This is a genomic window from Flavobacterium cutihirudinis (assembly GCF_003385895.1).
Classification (GTDB): Bacteria; Bacteroidota; Bacteroidia; order Flavobacteriales; family Flavobacteriaceae; genus Flavobacterium; species Flavobacterium cutihirudinis.
Window position 1 is genome coordinate 11957 of sequence record NZ_QRDQ01000013.1, and the last position, 20168, is coordinate 32124.

Consider the following 20168-nt stretch of genomic DNA (forward strand, 5'->3'; position numbering starts at 1 on the left):
GAGCAAAATGTTTTGGAGACGAAACGCTTTAAAGATGAATAATAAAAAATCTTTACTCAGTAATAGAAGACGAAGATGTAATTTTAAAATCGGCATATGGCCATGCATTGTCAAAAGCTGTTTTAGTTTTCAAAGCTTCTGTTTCTTTCTTCTGTTTTAATAACGAATTATAAAGTCCGATAAGCGCGTAGCCATTTTTTGGCCAGACTTTCAAATCTTCGCGATAGATTTTTTCTGCATCACTATATTTTCCTGCTTTGAGTAATACTACTCCTAAATAATGTCGTACCGAAAAAAACCAATCCGGCGGTTCATTATAATTAAGGCTATCTTCGATTGTTACTGCTTCCTTAAATAATGAAATTGCTTTATTTAAATCATTTTGTTGTGTAGCAATTCCCGCAGCAAGTACTTTTGAAGCAATCTGAGCAAGATCTGAAGTCGTATTAATATTCCAAACCGTTATGTCTTTCAGTGCATTATTTTTTGAAAGTTGATTTAGAGACGAAAGTTCCTTTTCTGCCTCTTTCAGATTATGTTTTCCGAGGTACGCCATTCCTCTTGCATAATGCCAAATCAATTGCGGATAAACAAGATCTTTTTCCGGTTTAGGAAGCGCTAAAATGGTATCCCACATAGAAAATTTTACAGCTATATAATACGGAATGGTATAATAATGCTGCAGAGTTCCCCATCCGGGCTGACGCATAATTTCGGCAGAAGTATGCTCCTGAAGTTTTTTTGCTGTACTCCAGGCCAGTTTAGAATTTCCTTCTAAAGCTGCAGTTGCAGCTAAAAAATGATAATTGTGCGGATAATAAGCCAGCGGATATGCACCTTGCGCATGACATACCGTAGTATAAAGACTATCTACTTTTACGGCTTCAATATTTGAAAGTGAACCTTGATGATAATCGCCCGTACGAATGTAAATATGCGACGGCATATGTAGCAGATGTCCAGAACCTGGAACCAAAGTTTCTAGTAATTTTGCGCTGCTTAACGCTTTTTCAGGAGTGGCAGAAGCTTCTTGTGCATGTATATAAAAATGATGAGCGCCAGGATGTTTCGGATTTTTAGCCATCAGTCCTTCTAAAACTTTTACTATTTCCGGAGTCCACTCTTTTGCAGCTCCGGTCTTTTTTTCATACAAATCCCAGGGATGAAGATTCATAAGTGATTCGGCATAAAGCGCTCCAATATCAGGATCGGATGGGAATTTTGTATACACTTTTTTCATCGCAGCAGCGTATGCAATATCCAACGGTTTTCGGTCGGAAGGCGGTTTTTGAGCATATCGTGTTGCCAATGCTTCTATAAGTGCAATTTCTTTTGGAGAACAATTTGCCGAAAGTTTTTTAGCTTTTTGAATGGCATCATAAGCCCGCTGAAAATTATCTTCTTCCATTCCGGCATTATAATTTGGCCCTAAAACGTAAGCAAATCCCCAATGTGCCATAGCGCAATTGGCATCCAAACGGGAAGCTTCATAAAATGATCTTGCAGCCTCCGCATGATTAAAACCATAAGCCAGCATCATTCCCTGATTAAAATAACGCTGTACTTCCTGATTGTTAGTAGAAATTTTAAAATCGATTCCTTCAAGACCTTCAAGCTTTGGCGCCTTTTTGTTTAATGAATACCAGTCTTTATCTGTCGTTTTGGGAGTGTAACAGCCTTGTGTAGAGGTGGCTTTTGCAGGTTTCGTTTCAATATTCTTATTTTTATTGCAAGCCAAGAACAGAAAAAAGGTAAATAGTAAATAATAATGTTTCATAGTCAAGATTATTTGTATTTAATAAATCAGTGCAAAAACTTCTTAAATGAAGAAATAGTGTTTTATTTTTGAGAGGAATAAAAAACATTTATCTCTTTCAAAGTTATAAAAAAAACAAGATCCAATTGACTGTATTGCAAATAGATAACAAAATAAACTATTTTAAAATTTATCTAAAAAAACAAAAAAAGAGAACCTATTGAAAAATTATTATGCAAAAATTCTACTATTGTAAATCGATTTTGGACTAAATTTAAAATGTAAATATATTTTAGGATTAAGTATAAATATGTAAACTTTTTTCAGGACGAGACAACTGTACGTGCACGAGCGAGACGCTCGCGCCAGCGGGGGAGTAAATCTGCGCGATCGGGGGTCTTATGGAGAGACATATGCCCTATAAGAGTCTTATTGATCCGGAAAATATGCTTAGTTATGATGTAGGAGCTCATCATCTAAGTGTTAACCAAATTAATTATGAATTTGCACCCTATGCTACTTTAGGAAGATTACAAGTACGTATACCGCCTTTACCTAGTCAAAATTTAGATAATCTGGATGAAATTTTAAATCAACTTATAAATTTTTATAAATTAGAATAAAAAATGGAAAATTTTCAAGAAAAACTCAATGAGTTTAAAAGTCAAATAAAAAGAAGAAAAATACAAACCGATACTTCTGGAATATTATTGTTTAAAGATTTTTTATCAAAAATGGAAGAATGGAATGTTACATTTGGTTTTACTGAAAATTGGGTAAATAAAATCAGCATGCAACATCATTTTTTGAATATTGTTGAATTAATAGCGCCAGATTTATTGAAAAATGTAATTTCTTTAAATGATTTTAGAAGAAACGATCCGCAAAAAGGAGATACATTTAATTTGTCTAGTGCTAGAGGGCTTGACGCAGGTTTAATTCATGCGCTATTCTGTTGGGATTTATTTAAAAACCATTTAACATTTGAAAATTTTGACAAATTACCAGATCCATATGCTCCCATTAAAGCCTTATATTTAAGAGGCCACTTCGTTAATAAATCTGATATACGAACAATTACAATAGACGATATAACTGCAATTAAAAAGAAAACAGATTTTAGATTACCGTCATTAGATCATGATTTCTTAGATTATATTGATTCTGTATGCGAAAGAAATGGAGGAAGTGGAGGAATTCCAAATCAAGAAAAGACAAATGAATTGTGGGAAGAATTTCAAAAAACTAAAAGTTAATAAAAAAATTCTGTTCCCCTGTCTCGCCTAAAATAAATTGACAAAAAACAACAAATTATCACTTTTAAAATTTATCCAAAAAATAAAAAGCCCCAACAATTTATGTTGAGACTTTTTTCCTGTATTGAACAATTTAAGCAATAAAACATTCCATCAAAAATCGACTTAAAACAAATGTTCCAGAACTTTCTGATATTTATTTTACTTCATTGTCTTTTTTAAGTTTGACGGAAATTCTGCGCTACCAGAACCAAACTCATATCGCTGATTCAAAGGTGTGCCGTTATCTTTAAATAACGGAATATACATACCTCCTGTTTCCTTTAATATATCAAATAGCTGTGCATTCATTTGCTTTACTACATCTTGTTTTTTAACATCATCAATAAGATTATCCAATTCATATGGATCCTGCTGAAGGTCATATAATTCGTCGGTATCCCATATTCCGTTATAATGAATATATTTATAGCGATCACCTCTCAATGCATGCATGGTAGGAGTTTGTGGAAAATTACGTTCCCAATAATATTCATAAAGTAATCCTGTGCGCCAATTTTCAGCTTTATGGCCTTTGAGTTGGCTATAAAAACTCATTCCATCCATATAAGATGGAGACTTTACACCTGCCGCCTCCAACAAAGTTGGAGCAATATCAATGTTAGCAACAACGTCTGTTATTACTGTTCCAGGCTTTATGATCTCCGGACAAAAAGCAAGCATTGGTACGCGCATACTAGCCTCATAAGCAACACGTTTATCAATAAGTCCATGTTCTCCAAATTGAAAACCATTATCACCCATATAAATGATTAAGGTAGATTCTAACAATCCCTCTTCTTTTAAATAGGCCATAACCGCACCTATTGATTCGTCAACTCCACGCAAAGTTTCGGCATAACGTTTATAGTATTCTCCAATGTCTAGATTGCTGTGATACGGAAATTCTATCCCATGCCAGGAGTTACGCTGATTCCTCAGCCACATTGGTGCATTTTTATGCAAATTTGCTTCCATATTTGGCGGAGGAACAAAAGCGAAATCCTTGGACTTTCCTTTATCTTTTTCTGCTGGTGTAAAATTGTCATGTACCCCTTTGTGCGAGAGATAAAGCATAAAAGGTTTGTCTTTTTTACGAGTCTTAAGAAAATCGACAGCATACGCTGTTAATTCCTCTGTGATATATCCTTTCTGCGGGACCTTTTTACCATTAACATTTAAACCATTTGGATTAGGTAAATAGGTTCCCTGACCTTTAAAAGAAACCCAATAATTAAATCCACGCTGCGGATTATCATACTCGCCTCCCATATGCCACTTTCCTATCATTGCCGTTTGATAACCTATATTCTGTAGATATTGGGGGTAAAAAATAAGATTATCAGATACTGGATTGTTATTATCAACCACCTTATGTTTGTGAGCATAAAGGCCGGTAAGTATTGATGCTCTTGATGGCGAACATAAAGAAGTGGTTACAAAAGCATTTTGCATATAGGCACCTTGAGCAGCCATCATATCCATATTGGGCGTACTAATGAATGCTTGTGCCTTACCACCCTTTAAAAAACTCATTGCATCATATCTATGATCATCTGCGAGTATAAAAATAATATTTCGTGGTTTTACACCATTCACTTTTTCCAACTTTAAAGATCCATTCTTTTGCTGAACTAAAGCCTCTTGAGCCATGCTAGGAAAAATACCTAGAAAGAATAATAAACATTTTAATACAATTTGTTTTGCCATATTTTATTTTAAAAATTAATTACCAGAATATTTTTTTTAAGAATAGAAAAGCTGTCAGTCTATAATTTAATGAAAAATTAAGAACAATATTTATAATATAAAAATGAATAAAACACTTTATTCAACCATGATTTCATCAACAAACAACCATGCCGATTGCCCTTCTCCGGGATGACCGGCTGGACATTTCACTAAATTTTTGGCTGTAACTCGAACGAATTTTGCTTTTTGTTCTGCGAACTTTGCTGTGAAATCTTTTATCTGAATTTCTTTTTCTGAAGCAGAAATTGAGTTTTTTACAGTTTGTACTTCTTTGAAAGTAATTCCATCTTGTGATACTTCAAATTTTACCCATTGTGGCAAAAATATCCATTGACTATAATTCTGAATACAACCCAATGTAATACTGCTAATTGTTGTATTTGAACCCAAATCAATCGTTGCTACTAAATCATTTTCATTGAATCCGTGCCATTGTTTTCCGATATCTTTTGTACCTCTAAATCCGTCAATAAGCGTGTTTGCTCCATTTGCACGATAATGCGTACTCGATGGATTTGCATAGGATATTACTTTTCCTGTCGCCTTGTTGAACGTAAAAGACTGTTCAGCTGGTTTTGCACTCAAAACTTTATTGTTCAACACCATAATTGCTTTGACAGTCATTGAAGTGTTTACCACAAATGGCTTTTCGTATTTTGTACTTTGAATAGTTGGAATGCTTCCGTCTGTTGTGTAATAAATTGCAGCTTCCGGATTATCTGTGTCCAGTTTTATATAAAGCTTATTATTCTCCACAACAGGCTGAATCTCAACTTTGAAATTCCCTTTGGAATAACGAATTGCTCTTTGCTCAAAACCAACTAAATGCGGCTGAAGTCTTTCTGTAAAACTCTTCCAGTTGCGTTGTTCTTTTGTCGACCATAAAACTTCTGCCAACGCTGGCATACGAGGAAGAATCATATACTCTACATGTTCTGCTGTCGTGATATATTCTGTCCACAAATTAGCTTGCGATCCTAAAACTCGTTTGCCTTCTTCCGCAGTTAATTCCACCGGAATTGGTTCATAATTGTATACTTTTTTCAAAGTGTTAAATCCGCCAATAGCTATTGGTTCTGTTTCAGGATCTCCTTGATAATGGTCAAAATAGCAAGGATTTCCAGGCGTCATCACTACGTCATGTCCCATTTTGGCAGCTTCAATTCCGCCCGCTTCACCACGCCAGCTCATTACGGTTGCTTCTGGAGCTAATCCGCCTTCCAGAATTTCATCCCAACCAATCATTTTTCGGTTATGTGCAACCAAAAACTTTTCCATTCTGCGAATAAAATAACTTTGCAGTTCTTTTTCATCTTTCAGGTTTTCTGCTTTCATTCTTGCCTGACATTTTGGGCAATGAATCCAACTTGTTTTGTCGACCTCATCTCCGCCAATATGAATATATTTTGAAGGAAAAAGCGCCATTACCTCCGTAAGTACATCTTCTAAAAAAGCAAAAGCCTTGTCATTTCCCGGGCAATAATCACTCTCGACTTTACTTGCAAGGAAATTTCCTGACTGACTGAAATTATTTTTAGAATTACAGGAAAGTTCCGGATAAGCAGCCATAGCAGCTTCAGAATGTCCCGGCATTTCGATTTCAGGCACTACAGTTATGTTTCTTACTTTGGCGTAAGCCACAATATCTTTTACCTGTTCTTGTGTATAATATCCTCCGTAAGTTGCTTTGCTTCTGTCGGCATTAAATTCTACCTCAGACCAATTCCATGATTTTCCCCAGTCATCAACACGCCAAGCGGCTTGCTCAGTAAGTTTAGGGTATTTTTTTATTTCAAGACGCCATCCTGCTCCATCAACTAAATGCCAATGAAAAACATTCATTTTATAAGCCGCCAACAAATCGATAAATTCTTTAACCAGTTCAGGAGAGAAAAAATGACGGCTGACATCAAGCATCATTCCTCTCCACTGAAAACGTGGATAATCTTTTATTTCCATGGCAGGAATCTGCACCAAATTATTTGTTCTGGAAAAAGGCATAGTTTGCAATAAAGATTGTACTCCATAAAACAATCCTTTTGACGTATTTGCTTTAACAAAAATCTCTTGTGGATTGACTGATATCAAATATCCTTCCTCTCCAATTTCGGCAATTTTCCCAATACTGAAAACGATACTTTTTCCTTTGTTTTTCCCATTTTCCAATTTAAATCCGGTGACGCGGTTTACGTATTCTGAAAAAAAATGGATTACTTTCTCCGTTTCTTTATCTCCGTTTTGAACTTTTATTCCTGTTGTGTTATCAAGCGTAAAACTGCCATTTTTCATTTGTAAACTAACAGGTTGCGGTATAATATGCGTACCTTCCTGTGCCTGCAACAAAGCAGAAAAAAGAAGTAGTACTAATAAAAATCTTTTTGTGGTTTTCATTTTTTGCTAAAAATTAGTTGATAAGAATCGTATTTCGAACGCCGTTTAAATTGAGGATATAAAAAAAGACAGCTCAAACTGAGCTGCCTTATTATAGTCGCTTATTTTTATTGCTCCTTGAAATAATTTGCACCCCAAATCGTGTAACGCTTTTTCATAGTTTCAATTTTTGTTTGAAATTGAGACCAGTCTTTGCTTTCTTTTGGAGACCATAACACTTCACTTAAAGCACTCAAACGTGGGAAAATCATGTATTCAACTTTGGCAGGATTCGCCATATATTCTGTCCAAACATTACCCTGAGCACCCAAAACGTATTTTGCCTGCTGTTCGTTCAATTCTTTAGGAATTGGTTCGTAACTGTACACTTTTTCTAATGGTAAAAATCCGCCAATGGTAACTTCTTTTTCATTTTTAGTTTGAGAATGATCCAAATAAACATGGCTTCCCGGTGTCATAATCACTTGATGATTTTCTTTTGCTGCAGCGATTCCACCTGCTTCACCCTGCCAGCTCATTACGATAGCATTTGGTGCCAAACCTCCTTCTAAAATTTCATCCCAACCTATTATAGTTCTTCCTTTTCCGTTAAGATATTTTTCGATGCGCTGAATAAAATAACTCTGAAGACCGTGTTCGTCCTTCAATCCTTTTTCTTTGATCATCTGCTGGCAAAATTCACTTTTTTTCCAGGCATCTTTAGGCGCTTCATCACCTCCAATATGAATATATTTTGCCGGAAACAACGCCACTACTTCATCCAAAACATCTTCTAAAAATTTAAAAGTGTTTTCTGTCGGAACAAATATATCTGCGTGAACGCCCCAAGTTTCCTGAACAACTTTGTTTCTTCCGTTTGCCATTTCCTGTTTACTCTTATCTGAAATCATGTTATCAGGAAGATTTGTTTTCTCATTTGGAAAACAACTTAATTCAGGATAAGCCGCAATTGCAGCGCCACTGTGTCCCGGCATTTCTATTTCAGGAATAACAGTTATAAAACGATCTGAAGCATATTTTACAATTTCTTTTACTTCTTCTTGTGTATAAAAACCTTGTTCTACAGTATTGTCACTTCCTTTACCAGGATATCTTCCAATAATACTTCCGTTTCTTTTTGAACCAATTTCTGTAAGTTTTGGGTATTTTTTGATTTCAATTCTCCAGCCTTGGTCTTCTGTCAAATGCCAATGGAAATAATTCAGTTTATGTAAAGCCAAATAATCGATATATTTTTTAACAAATGAAACCGGAAAGAAATGACGTCCAACATCCAACATCGCTCCTCTGTAAGCAAAACGAGGCTCATCGCTTACTTCTACAGCAGCAATTGCAAGGCTGTTGCTTTTTTCTACTGGTAATAATTGTATAAGTGTCTGCATTCCGTAGAAAGTACCAATAGCGGAATTTCCTGTTATCTCGACACCATTTTTATCTGATTTTAAAGTATAACCTTCACCTTTTAAGCCATTGATATTTTTCTTGCTTATTAGCTTAATAGAACTTTTACCAGCTTTTTTAGATATTGGCAAAGTAAAACCATAATAATCAGATAAATATTTATTTAAAAAAGCTGCAGTAGCATTATCTTCTGCATTTGCAACAACCAAACTGGTTTGTGAATTAATCACAAAATTTCCGGTGTTTTTAACCACTTTTACCGGTTGAGGGATAATATTTACTTCCTGCGCAAACGATAGTGTGCAGCATAGCAGAAGCGAAAAGAGAAATGACTTAACCATATTTATTATTTTAATTAATTATTGTTAAAAACTCTAAAATCGAAGGTGTGTACGATAACACTTTAAGCTAAAATACTAATATTTTTTTCTAATAGACAGAAATATAGATTTTTAAGCTTAAAAACTATTTCTTTTCGAAAAATTAGCTTTGTACATTTATTTTCTAAATGCACAAAGCTATATTTCTATATGTTGATCAACTTACTCCCCTAATTGGGTTACGCTGATTTATTTTGTATACGCTACAGCAACTTGTTTACTGCTGCCTAAACCATCCATTCCTAATTCAATAACATCTCCAGGTTTAATGTAAATTGGATCTGGCTTAATACCTAAACCTACACCCGGAGGAGTTCCTGTACTAATGATATCGCCAGGAAGCAAAGTCATAAACTGACTCAAATAATGTACTAAAAACGGAATTTTAAATACTAAATTTGAAGTGTTACTGTTTTGGAATGTTTTTCCATTTACAGTTAACCACATTGGTATATTATTCACATCGGCTATTTCGTCCTGCGTTGCCAAAAAGGGTCCAAGTGGAGCAAATGTGTCGCTTCCTTTTCCTTTTGCCCATTGTCCTCCACGCTCGATCTGAAAAGCTCTTTCGCTGTAATCATTTAGCAAAGCATAACCAGCAACATAGTCTAAAGCTTCAGCTTCTTCTACATAACTTGCTTTTTTTCCTACTACAAAAGCCAACTCGATTTCCCAATCTGTTTTTTCACTGTTTTTTGGGATAATCAAATTATCATTTGGTCCGCAAAGTGATGTTGTTGATTTAAAAAAGATAATTGGCTCTGTCGGAATTGGTGCATTGGTTTCTAAACAGTGATCTACATAATTTAATCCAATACAAATTATTTTTGAAGGTCTTGCCACCGGAGAACCCAAACGTACACTTGCGTCAACTTCCGGCAATGTTGGATTGCTTTCTAATGCTTTTTTTAATTTCTCTAATCCGTTTTCTTCAAAGAATGCTTCGTTATAATCTGTTACTATTGAAGACACATCGAATCTTTTATCATCTATTAAAATACCTGGTTTTTCTTTACCGGCTTCTCCAAATCGTATTAGTTTCATTTTATTCTTATTTAATATATTATACTTCGTCTTATCTATTCAAATAATTATTCTTGTCTATTATTCCAAAACATAAATCACAGCGCTTCTTGCTCCGTGCGCCCCTATAACTAACGATTGCTCTATATCGGCAGTTTTAGAAGGTCCGGCTATAAAGGCGCCAAATCCTTCTTTTGATACATCTAATTTCTGATATGCCTGATGTAAAGTATCTACAAGATTTTCTTTCTCAATTACTAAAACCAAATGCTGGCAAATAAACGGAACCAATCTGTTGATCATTTGACTTTCGTAAACCCAAACAGCACCATTCTCTGCAACTCCTAATGTTCCTTTTACATATGCTTTTACTACTCTTTCTAATTCAGCTGCAGCTAAAAAAGCCACTTGCTCATCTACATCACCAAGCGCGGGAATTGTATTTACGACAAAACTTAAATTCTTTTTATCTGCAGCTAATTGCTCTTGTATCACCGCAATATCTGAGATTAATTCTGTTTTACCGCCAATGCCTTGCAAAACCGTTTTAAACTGTGTGTATACGTCATCATATTGAATTACAACACTAGTATCAATAACAGGAATCTCCAGAAATTCAGGCTGATTCATTGCTATGGTTTTCAATATGTTATCTCTTGCACTCATTCTTTCTAATATCTGATATTTTAATTTTGGCTTTTCTTATTTTTTAAATACCAATCTCTAAAGGATTCCTTTGGAGGAACTGGCATTTCTCTTTGTTTAAACCAAATATTCAGTTTGTTATTTACTATAAAAGGGAATAACTGCATGCTCTTACGCCCTATCTTCCCCATCAAACGATAGATTTTAGGATTCGAGAACACGAAATTCATTCCTTTCATGCTTATTTTTTTGCTCGCTGCGACATAACCTTCAGAAACAATTACTTGTCTCCATTTCCATAATTGCTCATGAATATTGATTTTCACGGGACAAACATTACTGCAGCTGCCACATAAAGTCGATGCAAAAGGCAAATCGGCATTGGCTTTCATATCTAAATTTGGATTTAGAATAGAACCAATTGGCCCCGCAACAGCCGTATGATAACTGTGACCACCGCTTCTGCGATAAACCGGACAGGTATTAAAACAAGCTGCACAACGAATGCATTTTAATGAATTTCTAAAATCTTCTCTCCCTAATTGCTTGCTTCGACCATTATCTACGATAACAATATGCATTTCCTGATTAGGTCTTGGTTTATGAAAATGACTCGAATAAGTTGTAATAGGCTGACCTGTAGCACTTCGTGCCAATAATCTCAAAAATACAGATAAATGTTCAGCTTTCGGAATCAATTTTTCGAATCCCATACAGGCAATATGCACTGCGGCGGTATGCGCACCCATGTCAGCGTTTCCTTCATTGGTACAAACTACAAAACCACCCGTTTCTGCAATAGCAAAATTAACTCCCGTAATCGCTAAATCTGATTCTACGAACTTATTACGCAAGTGCTGTCTAGCAGCTTCAGTTAAATATTGAGGATCATTATTTCCTTTTTCTGTTTGTAAATGCTCATGAAAAGTGGCACTTACATCTTCTTTTTTCAAATGTATTGCAGGCAAAACAATATGACTTGGAGGCTCTTTTCTAAACTGAACAATACGCTCTCCAAGATCTGTATCGACTACTTCTATACCATGCTCGTGCAAATATTCATTTAAATGACATTCTTCCGTCAGCATGCTTTTGCTTTTCACAATCTTCTGAATATTGTGCTTTTTGATAATTTTATGAACTATCTCATTATGTTCTTTTGCATCTGAAGCCCAATGTACTTTAACTCCATTTGCTAAAGCATTTTCTTCAAACTCTTTCAAATAATTAGAAAGATTTGAAAGTGTAGCATTTTTAATCTGAGATCCCCATTCGCGAAGCTGCTCCCACTCTGGCAAACCATGAGCCGCTTTGTCTCGTTTTTCACGAACAAACCACAAAGTTTCGTCGTGCCAATTGGTTCTAGGCTCGTCTTCTATAAACTTTCCCGCTAAATCAGCGTGCGTTGTTTTCATAATTACTTCTTAAGAATCTCTTTTAATTCAGTATTGAAAGTATAACTTTTTCCAGGCTGAGTCATTATTTCAATAGTGTTAGTACCGTTTTGCAATTTACAAACTCCTCCAACTTTTGATATTACTTTTGCACTCACCAACTTTCCTTCTTCCCATTTCATGTCTACTTCAAATCCGCCTCTGGCGCATAAACCTTTTACTTCACCATTTTTCCATGTTTTTGGAAGTGCAGGAAGCAATTGAATTTTCTCCGTTTGGCTTTGAAGAAGTATTTCCGCCATTGCAGCGGTAATTCCAAAATTACCATCGAGTTGAAACGGTGGATGATTGCAAAATAAATTTGGTAATGTATTGTAAGTTAACAATCCGCGGATCATAATTTCTGCGCGATCTCCTTCGCCCAAACGTGCCCAAAGTGCACAACGCCAAGGCCAAGTCCAGGAACGGCGACTATCTCCAACTGTAGATTCAACTGTAAACGGTGTATTTTCATTTTTTCCGAAATTCCCGCTTCGGCTGCGTAATGAAAGAATCGCTCCTTTAGCAAGTTCCGGCGTTACAGAGCTACTAATTTGACGCCCAGGATATACCGCAAAAAGATGCGATGTATGGCGGTGTTCATCATTTGGATCATCACGATCAACTTGCCATTCTTGCAATTGTCCCCATTTTCCAATTTTATTTGGAGCTAAACGAGATTGCATATCGAATACTTTCTTCTGATAATCAGCATCAATATTAAGCGCTTTTGCTGCATCTAGATAATTTTGAAATAAATCCCAAACCAACTGTTGATCCATCATTACGCCATCTTCGCGCGGACCATGTTCCGGCGACCAGCCATTCGGAACCATTAATTGTCCATTTGGCATTGTTTTTAAATTATCTTCCCAATATTCGCAAACTTCTTTAATAATGGGATATGCCGTTTGACGCAAATAATCATTGTCTTTAGTAAATGCCCAATGTTCGTATACATGTTGTGCATACCACGCACTTGCAGGGATGTTCCATTCCCAGCCATTTCCACCAAATATATTTTGACTTGTTCGTGCTGTCCAACCACGAGTTTTTTCTCCAAAAGCTTTGCGCGTAGCAATACGACAAGGTTCCTGAGCGGCAACGATGAAATCGATCAATGGCAAATGACATTCAGATAAATTGGTCGATTCGACTCCCCAATAATTCATTTGAATATTGATATTATTATGGTAATCACTTGCCCATGCAGGTGTATTACTGTCATTCCATAAACCTTGCAAATTGGCTGGCAAACCTCCACGACGAGAACTGCCTGCTAATAAATAGCGCCCATACTGAAACATTGTTTCTTCTAAATCGGGATCAACTCCACCGGCTGCGTATTTTTTTAAGCGCTCATCTGTTGGTAAAACAGCAGTTGTAGCATCCGCATTTCCAATATTGAGGTATACTCGCGAAAGCAAGGAACTCAAATCTTTTATGTGTGCAGCTTTAAGTTTTTCATAACCTTTGGCTTTAGCTGCAGCTAATTCTTTTTCAATAAGCGGCATCGGATCTTCTCCTCGCCAATCTGATTTAAAATCAGGTTTATAATTTGTTCTTGCATCTAAAATCAATGTCAATGCATTACAATTTTCAAAGATCAATTTTTCGCCTTCAAAACGTATTTTTCCTCCTTTGTTTTGTACCAAAAGCTTGGCCGCATATTTCAGTTTATTTGGCATTTCTCCAATAAAACTTACGCTGTTTAAATCAGCTTTGCTTATTGCGCCTTGAGCCGAATGAAGCGAAATTGTTCCTGAGAAACCTTTTTTTACATTGGCTTTATATTCAAAAACCATTACCTGATCCGGATAACTCGCAAAACCTTCACGGCTAATTTTTATATTATTCTGAGTAAAATTAGTTTGATGAATTCCAGTCGAAATATCAAGCGAACGGGAATAATTAGAATAAGCACTTTTGTCTGTAAAATCAATTGTGATTTCTCCAAAGTTACGGTACGAACCAAATCCGTGATCACCTGTTTCGTATTCACCATCCCAGTTGTTGTCGCCCGACCAAAGACTTTGCTCGTTGAACTGAATAACTTCCTGTTCAACTCCACCAAAAAACATGGCTCCCAACCTTCCATTTCCGATAGGTAAAGCTTCAGCAGACCATTTTACGGCTGGCTGTTTGTACCATAATTGTATTGGCTGATTCTTTTGTGCCAAACAAACAGAGCCAACAAATAATGCAATGGATAAAAACGCAAAAATTTTAATTTTGTTCATTATTCTGAATATGCAATTAATGATGATTGTATCATCTCTTTTTCGAACTATTTCAGGAAAACTTCTTACTTATTGTAAACTATTATTCAATATTTCGGCAATATGAATCGTTTTGACTTTACTTCCTTGTCGTCTTAATATACCGTTGAGGTGCATCAAACAACTGGTATCTCCACCAGTAATGTAATCAACATCATTATCTTCATGTTCCTTTACGCGATCTTTACCCATTTTTACGCTTACAGCTTCCTCAAAAACGCAAAAAGTTCCTCCAAAACCACAACATTCATCATTACGTTTTGGCTTTCTGAGTTCAATTCCACCAACCATATTTAGCAATTGCTCCGGTTTCGAAAATTCAGGCAACATTCTTTCCGTCATTGACGAAAGGTGCAAACCTCTTTGTCCGTGGCAGCTATTATGTAATCCTACTTTATAAGGAAAATTAGCATTCAAACTTTTTATTTTTAAAATATCGGTAAGAAACTCTGTCAGTTCATAAACATTATTACGGATACGAGCTGCTTCAATTGGGTTTTCATCATCTTTCAAATGTTCTTTTACATGCAAAACACAACTTCCTGACGGCGCCACTATGTAATCAAATCCCGAAAAATTTCTAACAAAATTTAGATCACAACCTTTACTCAGACTTGTAAAACCGCTATTCGCCATAGGCTGACCACAACAGGTTTGTTCCAAAGGAAAAGCAACATCACAACCCAACTTTTCCAATAACTGCAAAGTAGCAATACCCACGTTGGGATAAAACTGATCTATATAGCAGGGAATGAATAAGGCAATCTTCATTTTATTTTAGTTGTTTAATTTAATAAAACCACCATCCAACGGATAATCACAACCGGTTACAAAACCAGATTCGTCGCTGCATAAAAACAAGGCCAAAGCTGCTACTTCTTCCGGTTTAGCCATACGACCAATTGGTTGCGACTTTGATAATTTTTCGAACATTTCAGCTTCTTTCCCTGGATAATTTTTTGCAATAAATCCATCCACAAAAGGCGTGTGAACCCTTGCAGGTGAAATAGAATTACAACGAATATTTTCTGCCATATAATCTTTGGCAACTGAAAGCGTCATTGCCATTACAGCTCCTTTAGCTGTTGAATAAGCAAATCTGTCGGGAATACCAACCCACGCAGCGATTGATGCCATATTTAAAATAACACCACCGCCAGAAGCTCTTAAATTCGGTACTGCAGCATACAAACAATTGTAAACGCCTTTTACATTCACATTCATAATTCGATCAAAATCGGCTTCTGGAGTCGTTTCTACTTTTCCAACGTGAGCAATTCCTGCATTGTTTACCAAAATATTAATAGCTCCGATTTTTTCAAATGTTGCTGAAAGCTCTTGTTGATTCGCAACATTACAAGCATGAGAAAATACTTTTCCTCCTGCTGCTTCAATTTCTTCAACGGCAGCTTTAGCACTTTCTTCAGTTAATTCAATAATATGAACTTCAGCTCCCTGTTTTGCAAATAAGGCAGAGATTGCTTTTCCAATTCCACTTCCACCGCCTGTAACTACTGCTTTTTTATTTTGTAATGAAAACATATAATTAGATTTTTAGATCTTTAGATTAATAACTTTTAGTTTTGAGAACTATAAATATTACAATGATACTCCACGTTTCCACGGAATAAAATCATCCTGATTTAAAGAAACCGCTTTTGGAATAATTTCACCGCTTGCCGCTTTGATACAATATTCCAAAATATCCTCTCCCATTTCTTCAATTGATTTTTCTCCGCTAATAATCGGACCACAGTCAATATCAATAATATCACTCATTTTTTTAGCCAACACCGAATTGGTTGCCACTTTAATAACCGGGCAAATTGGGTTTCCTGTTGGCGTTCCTAATCCTGTCGTAAATAATATTAATGTCGCTCCAGATGCTGCTTTACCCGTTGTTGCCTCAACATCATTTCCTGGTGTACAAACCAAACTTAAACCAGGTTTTGTTGCCTGTTCAGTGTAATCCAATACATCTACAACTGGTGCTGTTCCTCCTTTTTTGGCAGCTCCTGCACTTTTTATAGCATCTGTAATTAATCCGTCTTTGATATTTCCAGGTGATGGATTCATATGAAAACCTGAACCCACTTTATGTGCCAACGCATCGTAAGACTGCATTAAATCAATGAATTTTGTCGCTACAGCTTCGCTTGTGCAACGATCGATAAGATTTTGCTCTACACCGCATAATTCAGGAAATTCAGCCAAAAGCACTTTTCCGCCTAAACCTACAAGCAAATCAGAAGTATAACCAACAGCCGGATTTGCAGAAACTCCGCTAAAACCATCACTTCCACCACATTTTACTCCCAAACATAATTCGCTTAAAGGCGCTGGAGTTCTTTCGTATTTGTTTATTTCAACTAATCCTTCAAAAGTTTTCTTGATTGCATCTGCAACCAATTGTTCTTCACTTTTTGCCTGTTGTTGTTCAAAAACCAATAAAGGTTTGTCGAATGCCGGATTTTGTTTTTTAACATCAGTTATAAAATCCTGAATCTGCAAATGCTGACATCCTAAACTTAAAACCGTAATTCCGGCAACGTTTGGATGATTTGCATAAGAAGCCAACAAAGCGCTCAAAGTCGAAGCATCCTGACGTGTACCGCCACAACCTCCTTGATGATTCAAGAATTTGATACCATCAACATTTTTAAATACTCGGTTTGAATTTTGATCCGGCGTCAATTGAACGTCAATTGAATCCAGATCTTCTCCGTTTTTATAAGCCTCAAGTAAATAATGCGTGTATTGTGTATACTTGTCACTCACTGAATATCCCAACTCATTATGAAGCGCTTCACGAATGACATCCAGATTTCGGTTTTCGCAAAATACTGTTGGTATAAATAACCAGTAATTTGCTGTTCCAACACGACCGTCACTTCTTTTATATCCATTAAAAGTCCTGTTTTTATATTTGGAAACATCCGGCGCCTGCCATGTAAAATCAACATCACGATATTGATACGGTTCTGCAGCATGTTTAAGATTATCGGTGGTCATCAGGCTTCCTTTTGCAATATCACTTTGCACCTTGCCCACCAAAACCCCATACATCGTGATTTCAGAACCTTGCTTCAAATCAGCTGTATAAAATTTATGCTTTGCCTTAATCGTATCGGCAAGAATATAATCCTGTCCTTCAAAAGTCACAGTTTCTCCTTTCGCCAAATCAGTCAGGGCAACCAACACATTATCATTCGGGTGCATTTTTATCACCAATCTTTTAACTCCGTTTTCTAACATATTATATAAATAGAATTTATGCTTTATTTGTTTTATGTCCGTTAAATGCAAACAATAGTATCACCGAAAAACAAGTTAACGGCACTACATAACCGTATTGAATGCTTCCTGTAATATCTGAAATCAATCCTAAAACCGGAGGCAGTAAAGCACCTCCAACAATAGACATCACAATCAATGAAGATCCTATTTTGGTATTATGTCCAAGTCCGTCGATTCCCATTGAGAAAATCGTTGGAAACATAATACTCATAAAAAAGGCAATTGCTATTAAAGTATAAACCACAACCATTCCTGATCCAACAATGGCAACAATGGATAAGCAAATATTAATGATCGCATAAATGATTAATAATTTTCTTGGTTGTATGTATTGCATGAAAAAAGTCCCTGCAAAACGCCCTAACATAAATGCCAGACCAAAGAATCCTAAATATTTAGCTGCAACACCTTCCGCAAGTCCTGCAGAAGTCGTCGCCATTTTTATAAAAAAACTACCAACGCAAACCTGCGCACCAACGTAAAAAAACTGCGCTAAAATTCCCCAACGTAAACGTATTGACTTTAAGGCGCCAGCAAAACTTGCTCCTTCAGCTCCTTCTTTGTCTTCGTCTTTTACATCGGGCATATTCGTAAAATAGAAAATCAATGCTACGGCAAGAATAATTAAACCTAAAATTAAATAAGGCATTTTTACACTTGCAGCTTCTTCTAAAATATACGCATGCAAATCAGCCGGAGCCATTGCATCCATTTCTGCCTGTGTCAAATTTTTACCAGATAAAATCATTGGTCCCACATAGGCAGGAGCAATAAAAGCGGCAAGTCCGTTAAATGATTGTGAGAAATTAAGTCTTTTGGTTGCTGTTTCTGACGGTCCTAAGATGGTAACGTACGGATTTGCTGCTGTTTCTAAAAAAGTAAGTCCGCAGGCAATAACAAACAAAGCGCCCAAAAAGTAAATATATTGCAGTGAATTAGCTGCTGGTACAAACAAAATTGAGCCAATACCAAACAAAACTAATCCGATCATGATTCCGGATTTATAACCGTATTTCCTCATTATATATCCTGCCGGCAAAGCCATTACAAAATAAGCCACAAATACAGATGAATCGATTAATGATGATTCTAAATCGGTAAGATTAAATGCTTTTCTTAAATGAGGAATAAGTATTGGATCTAAGTTGTGTACAAAACCCCAGAAAAAGAAAAGGCTGGTAACCAATATAAAAGGAAACAACCATTTCTTATTTTCTCTAGAAGCTACATTTTTTTGTACATCCAATTCAGTTATTAATGCCATATGTTTTTTATTAAAATTATACTTTTTTAGAAGTATAAAATTACTATATCTGAGGTATATTTATTAATTCAATATTACCCTTAATTAATTAGTAATTGTCAATTCTAAAAAAAATCCAATAAAAAATACTGATATCTAAAAAGAATGCGGAAAATATTGATTATCAACTAGTCCGTCTTCATATAAATCAATAATAGCATAGCCCGGAGGCGTTTGTTTGTAAAAGCTTTTTCCAGCCGATTCTTTATCGCCCGGCTCCCACCAAAATCCGCTTAAAGCGCCATTGCAATAATAATGTACATTGTTATAAACGGCTTCGTCCAATAAATGAATATGTCCGCTTAAGCAGGTTGTTTTTTTGTCTTTGTGTTGATAAAAAAGATCGCTGATGTATTTCGAATCGGTATGGTTTCCTCCATCAACATGTGTACAAACAGCCAAAATAGGATAATGACTCATACAGACAACAGGAGTTCCGGCAGGAATGCTTTTTAAATCCTTTTCTAACCAAACGCGCTGTTCTTCATCTAAAGAACCGCCACCATTATTACTGTCCAGAATAACGAAATGCCAACCTTTTTTGTCAAAACTATAATAACGGTTTGAAATTCCTAATTGCTTAACGACATAATCTTTACCATACATGGGGTCTTTTTTGTCCGGTGCCGCCCACCACATATCATGATTACCAAGACAACTGTGCATTTCAAAATCACTTATTGAATGGGTGGTATCTTTCCAGACTTTCCATAATTCATTAACTCTTTCTCTCGTAATATTATCGTAGTCTGCAGCATAAATCGAATCTCCTCCATTCAGAAAAAAATCTACTTTATGTTTTTTTATTTCTTCAAGACATTTTACAAATCGCTCTGGTGCATTTTCTTCCGGTCGTATATGAACGTCAGTAATGTGCGCAATACGCAAAACTCTTTTCTTTTTAGTGTTTTGTTCCGATGGTGAAAGAATCGATGCCGAACCGCTTAATGCAACGGTTCCGGCCGTAAGACCAAGATACTTTAGTAATTCCCTTCTTTTCATTTCTAGTTCTATTTTTTTACCCAGATTGAGCAGATTTATTTATACTATTTTAAATAAATGGGCTTTAGCCAAATTAAGAATTTTGGCTAAAGCCCTAAATCTATATTATACTACTTACACCCAGCTAAAGCTGGACGCTATCATTCTTTTCATTTTCTTGTTTGATATCTTTAGACCTAACAGGTTTTAAAAACCTGTTAAGTCGGATACA

At 35.9% G+C, this 20168-nt stretch carries 14 protein-coding genes; 1 reads left to right on the top strand and 13 read right to left on the bottom strand.

Annotation, left to right across the window (positions count from 1 at the left end; genetic code table 11):
* Positions 1 to 52: 52 nt before the first annotated feature.
* Complete coding sequence (locus tag BD847_RS19650; protein WP_115889952.1) at positions 53 to 1777, bottom strand: tetratricopeptide repeat protein; 1725 nt, start codon at positions 1775 to 1777, stop codon at positions 53 to 55.
* Positions 1778 to 2382: 605 nt separating this feature from the next.
* On the opposite strand from BD847_RS19650, the gene BD847_RS19660 reads away from it, so the two are divergent.
* Entirely contained in the window at positions 2383 to 3012 is a 630-nt protein-coding gene (locus tag BD847_RS19660) for a hypothetical protein (RefSeq protein ID WP_115889954.1), read from the top strand.
* 201 nt (positions 3013 to 3213) lie between these two features.
* Here the strand turns inward: BD847_RS19660 and BD847_RS19665 are convergent, their stop codons facing one another.
* From BD847_RS19665 to BD847_RS19720, 12 genes are all read right to left on the bottom strand, one after another.
* Entirely contained in the window at positions 3214 to 4761 is a 1548-nt protein-coding gene (locus BD847_RS19665) for a sulfatase family protein (protein WP_115889955.1), read from the bottom strand.
* A gap of 117 nt (positions 4762 to 4878) precedes the next feature.
* On the bottom strand, positions 4879 to 7194 hold the full coding sequence (locus BD847_RS19670; RefSeq protein WP_115889956.1) for a glycoside hydrolase family 20 protein: 2316 nt from the start codon (positions 7192 to 7194) through the stop codon (positions 4879 to 4881).
* Between the two features lie 107 nt (positions 7195 to 7301).
* Positions 7302 to 8936 carry a beta-N-acetylhexosaminidase gene (locus BD847_RS19675; RefSeq protein ID WP_115889957.1) on the bottom strand — a complete coding sequence of 545 codons (1635 nt, stop codon included), beginning with the start codon at positions 8934 to 8936 and terminating at the stop codon, positions 7302 to 7304.
* A gap of 228 nt (positions 8937 to 9164) precedes the next feature.
* Complete coding sequence (locus BD847_RS19680; protein WP_115889958.1) at positions 9165 to 10019, bottom strand: fumarylacetoacetate hydrolase family protein; 855 nt, start codon at positions 10017 to 10019, stop codon at positions 9165 to 9167.
* Between the two features lie 60 nt (positions 10020 to 10079).
* Positions 10080 to 10664: a LutC/YkgG family protein gene (locus BD847_RS19685; RefSeq protein ID WP_115889959.1), complete on the bottom strand. Its 585-nt coding sequence runs from the start codon at positions 10662 to 10664 to the stop codon at positions 10080 to 10082.
* A 20-nt stretch (positions 10665 to 10684) separates the two neighbouring features.
* Entirely contained in the window at positions 10685 to 12058 is a 1374-nt protein-coding gene (locus tag BD847_RS19690) for a lactate utilization protein B (RefSeq protein WP_115889960.1), read from the bottom strand.
* Between the two features lie 2 nt (positions 12059 to 12060).
* Complete coding sequence (locus tag BD847_RS19695; protein ID WP_115889961.1) at positions 12061 to 14316, bottom strand: glycoside hydrolase family 95 protein; 2256 nt, start codon at positions 14314 to 14316, stop codon at positions 12061 to 12063.
* A gap of 69 nt (positions 14317 to 14385) precedes the next feature.
* Entirely contained in the window at positions 14386 to 15126 is a 741-nt protein-coding gene (locus BD847_RS19700) for a (Fe-S)-binding protein (protein ID WP_115889962.1), read from the bottom strand.
* Between the two features lie 6 nt (positions 15127 to 15132).
* The gene (locus BD847_RS19705; RefSeq protein ID WP_115889963.1) at positions 15133 to 15897 is read right to left on the bottom strand and encodes an SDR family NAD(P)-dependent oxidoreductase; all 765 of its coding nucleotides are present in this window, start codon (positions 15895 to 15897) and stop codon (positions 15133 to 15135) included.
* 57 nt (positions 15898 to 15954) lie between these two features.
* On the bottom strand, positions 15955 to 17574 hold the full coding sequence (locus BD847_RS19710) for a UxaA family hydrolase (protein WP_244201644.1): 1620 nt from the start codon (positions 17572 to 17574) through the stop codon (positions 15955 to 15957).
* A gap of 52 nt (positions 17575 to 17626) precedes the next feature.
* Positions 17627 to 18916, bottom strand: coding sequence for an L-fucose:H+ symporter permease (gene fucP, locus BD847_RS19715; protein ID WP_115889965.1), 1290 nt, complete (start codon positions 18914 to 18916; stop codon positions 17627 to 17629).
* A gap of 135 nt (positions 18917 to 19051) precedes the next feature.
* On the bottom strand, positions 19052 to 19957 hold the full coding sequence (locus BD847_RS19720; protein WP_115889966.1) for a metallophosphoesterase family protein: 906 nt from the start codon (positions 19955 to 19957) through the stop codon (positions 19052 to 19054).
* Positions 19958 to 20168 lie beyond the last annotated feature (211 nt).

Bases quoted from the DNA above. Each gene is read 5' to 3' on its own strand.
- BD847_RS19650 (WP_115889952.1), bottom strand. From the start codon at position 1,777: ATGAAACATTATTATTTACTATTTACCTTTTTTCTGTTCTTGGCTTGC.
- BD847_RS19660 (WP_115889954.1), top strand. From the start codon at position 2,383: ATGGAAAATTTTCAAGAAAAACTCAATGAGTTTAAAAGTCAAATAAAA.
- BD847_RS19665 (WP_115889955.1), bottom strand. From the start codon at position 4,761: ATGGCAAAACAAATTGTATTAAAATGTTTATTATTCTTTCTAGGTATT.
- BD847_RS19670 (WP_115889956.1), bottom strand. From the start codon at position 7,194: ATGAAAACCACAAAAAGATTTTTATTAGTACTACTTCTTTTTTCTGCT.
- BD847_RS19675 (WP_115889957.1), bottom strand. From the start codon at position 8,936: ATGGTTAAGTCATTTCTCTTTTCGCTTCTGCTATGCTGCACACTATCG.
- BD847_RS19680 (WP_115889958.1), bottom strand. From the start codon at position 10,019: ATGAAACTAATACGATTTGGAGAAGCCGGTAAAGAAAAACCAGGTATT.
- BD847_RS19685 (WP_115889959.1), bottom strand. From the start codon at position 10,664: ATGAGTGCAAGAGATAACATATTGAAAACCATAGCAATGAATCAGCCT.
- BD847_RS19690 (WP_115889960.1), bottom strand. From the start codon at position 12,058: ATGAAAACAACGCACGCTGATTTAGCGGGAAAGTTTATAGAAGACGAG.
- BD847_RS19695 (WP_115889961.1), bottom strand. From the start codon at position 14,316: ATGAACAAAATTAAAATTTTTGCGTTTTTATCCATTGCATTATTTGTT.
- BD847_RS19700 (WP_115889962.1), bottom strand. From the start codon at position 15,126: ATGAAGATTGCCTTATTCATTCCCTGCTATATAGATCAGTTTTATCCC.
- BD847_RS19705 (WP_115889963.1), bottom strand. From the start codon at position 15,897: ATGTTTTCATTACAAAATAAAAAAGCAGTAGTTACAGGCGGTGGAAGT.
- BD847_RS19710 (WP_244201644.1), bottom strand. From the start codon at position 17,574: ATGCACCCGAATGATAATGTGTTGGTTGCCCTGACTGATTTGGCGAAA.
- fucP (WP_115889965.1), bottom strand. From the start codon at position 18,916: ATGGCATTAATAACTGAATTGGATGTACAAAAAAATGTAGCTTCTAGA.
- BD847_RS19720 (WP_115889966.1), bottom strand. From the start codon at position 19,957: ATGAAAAGAAGGGAATTACTAAAGTATCTTGGTCTTACGGCCGGAACC.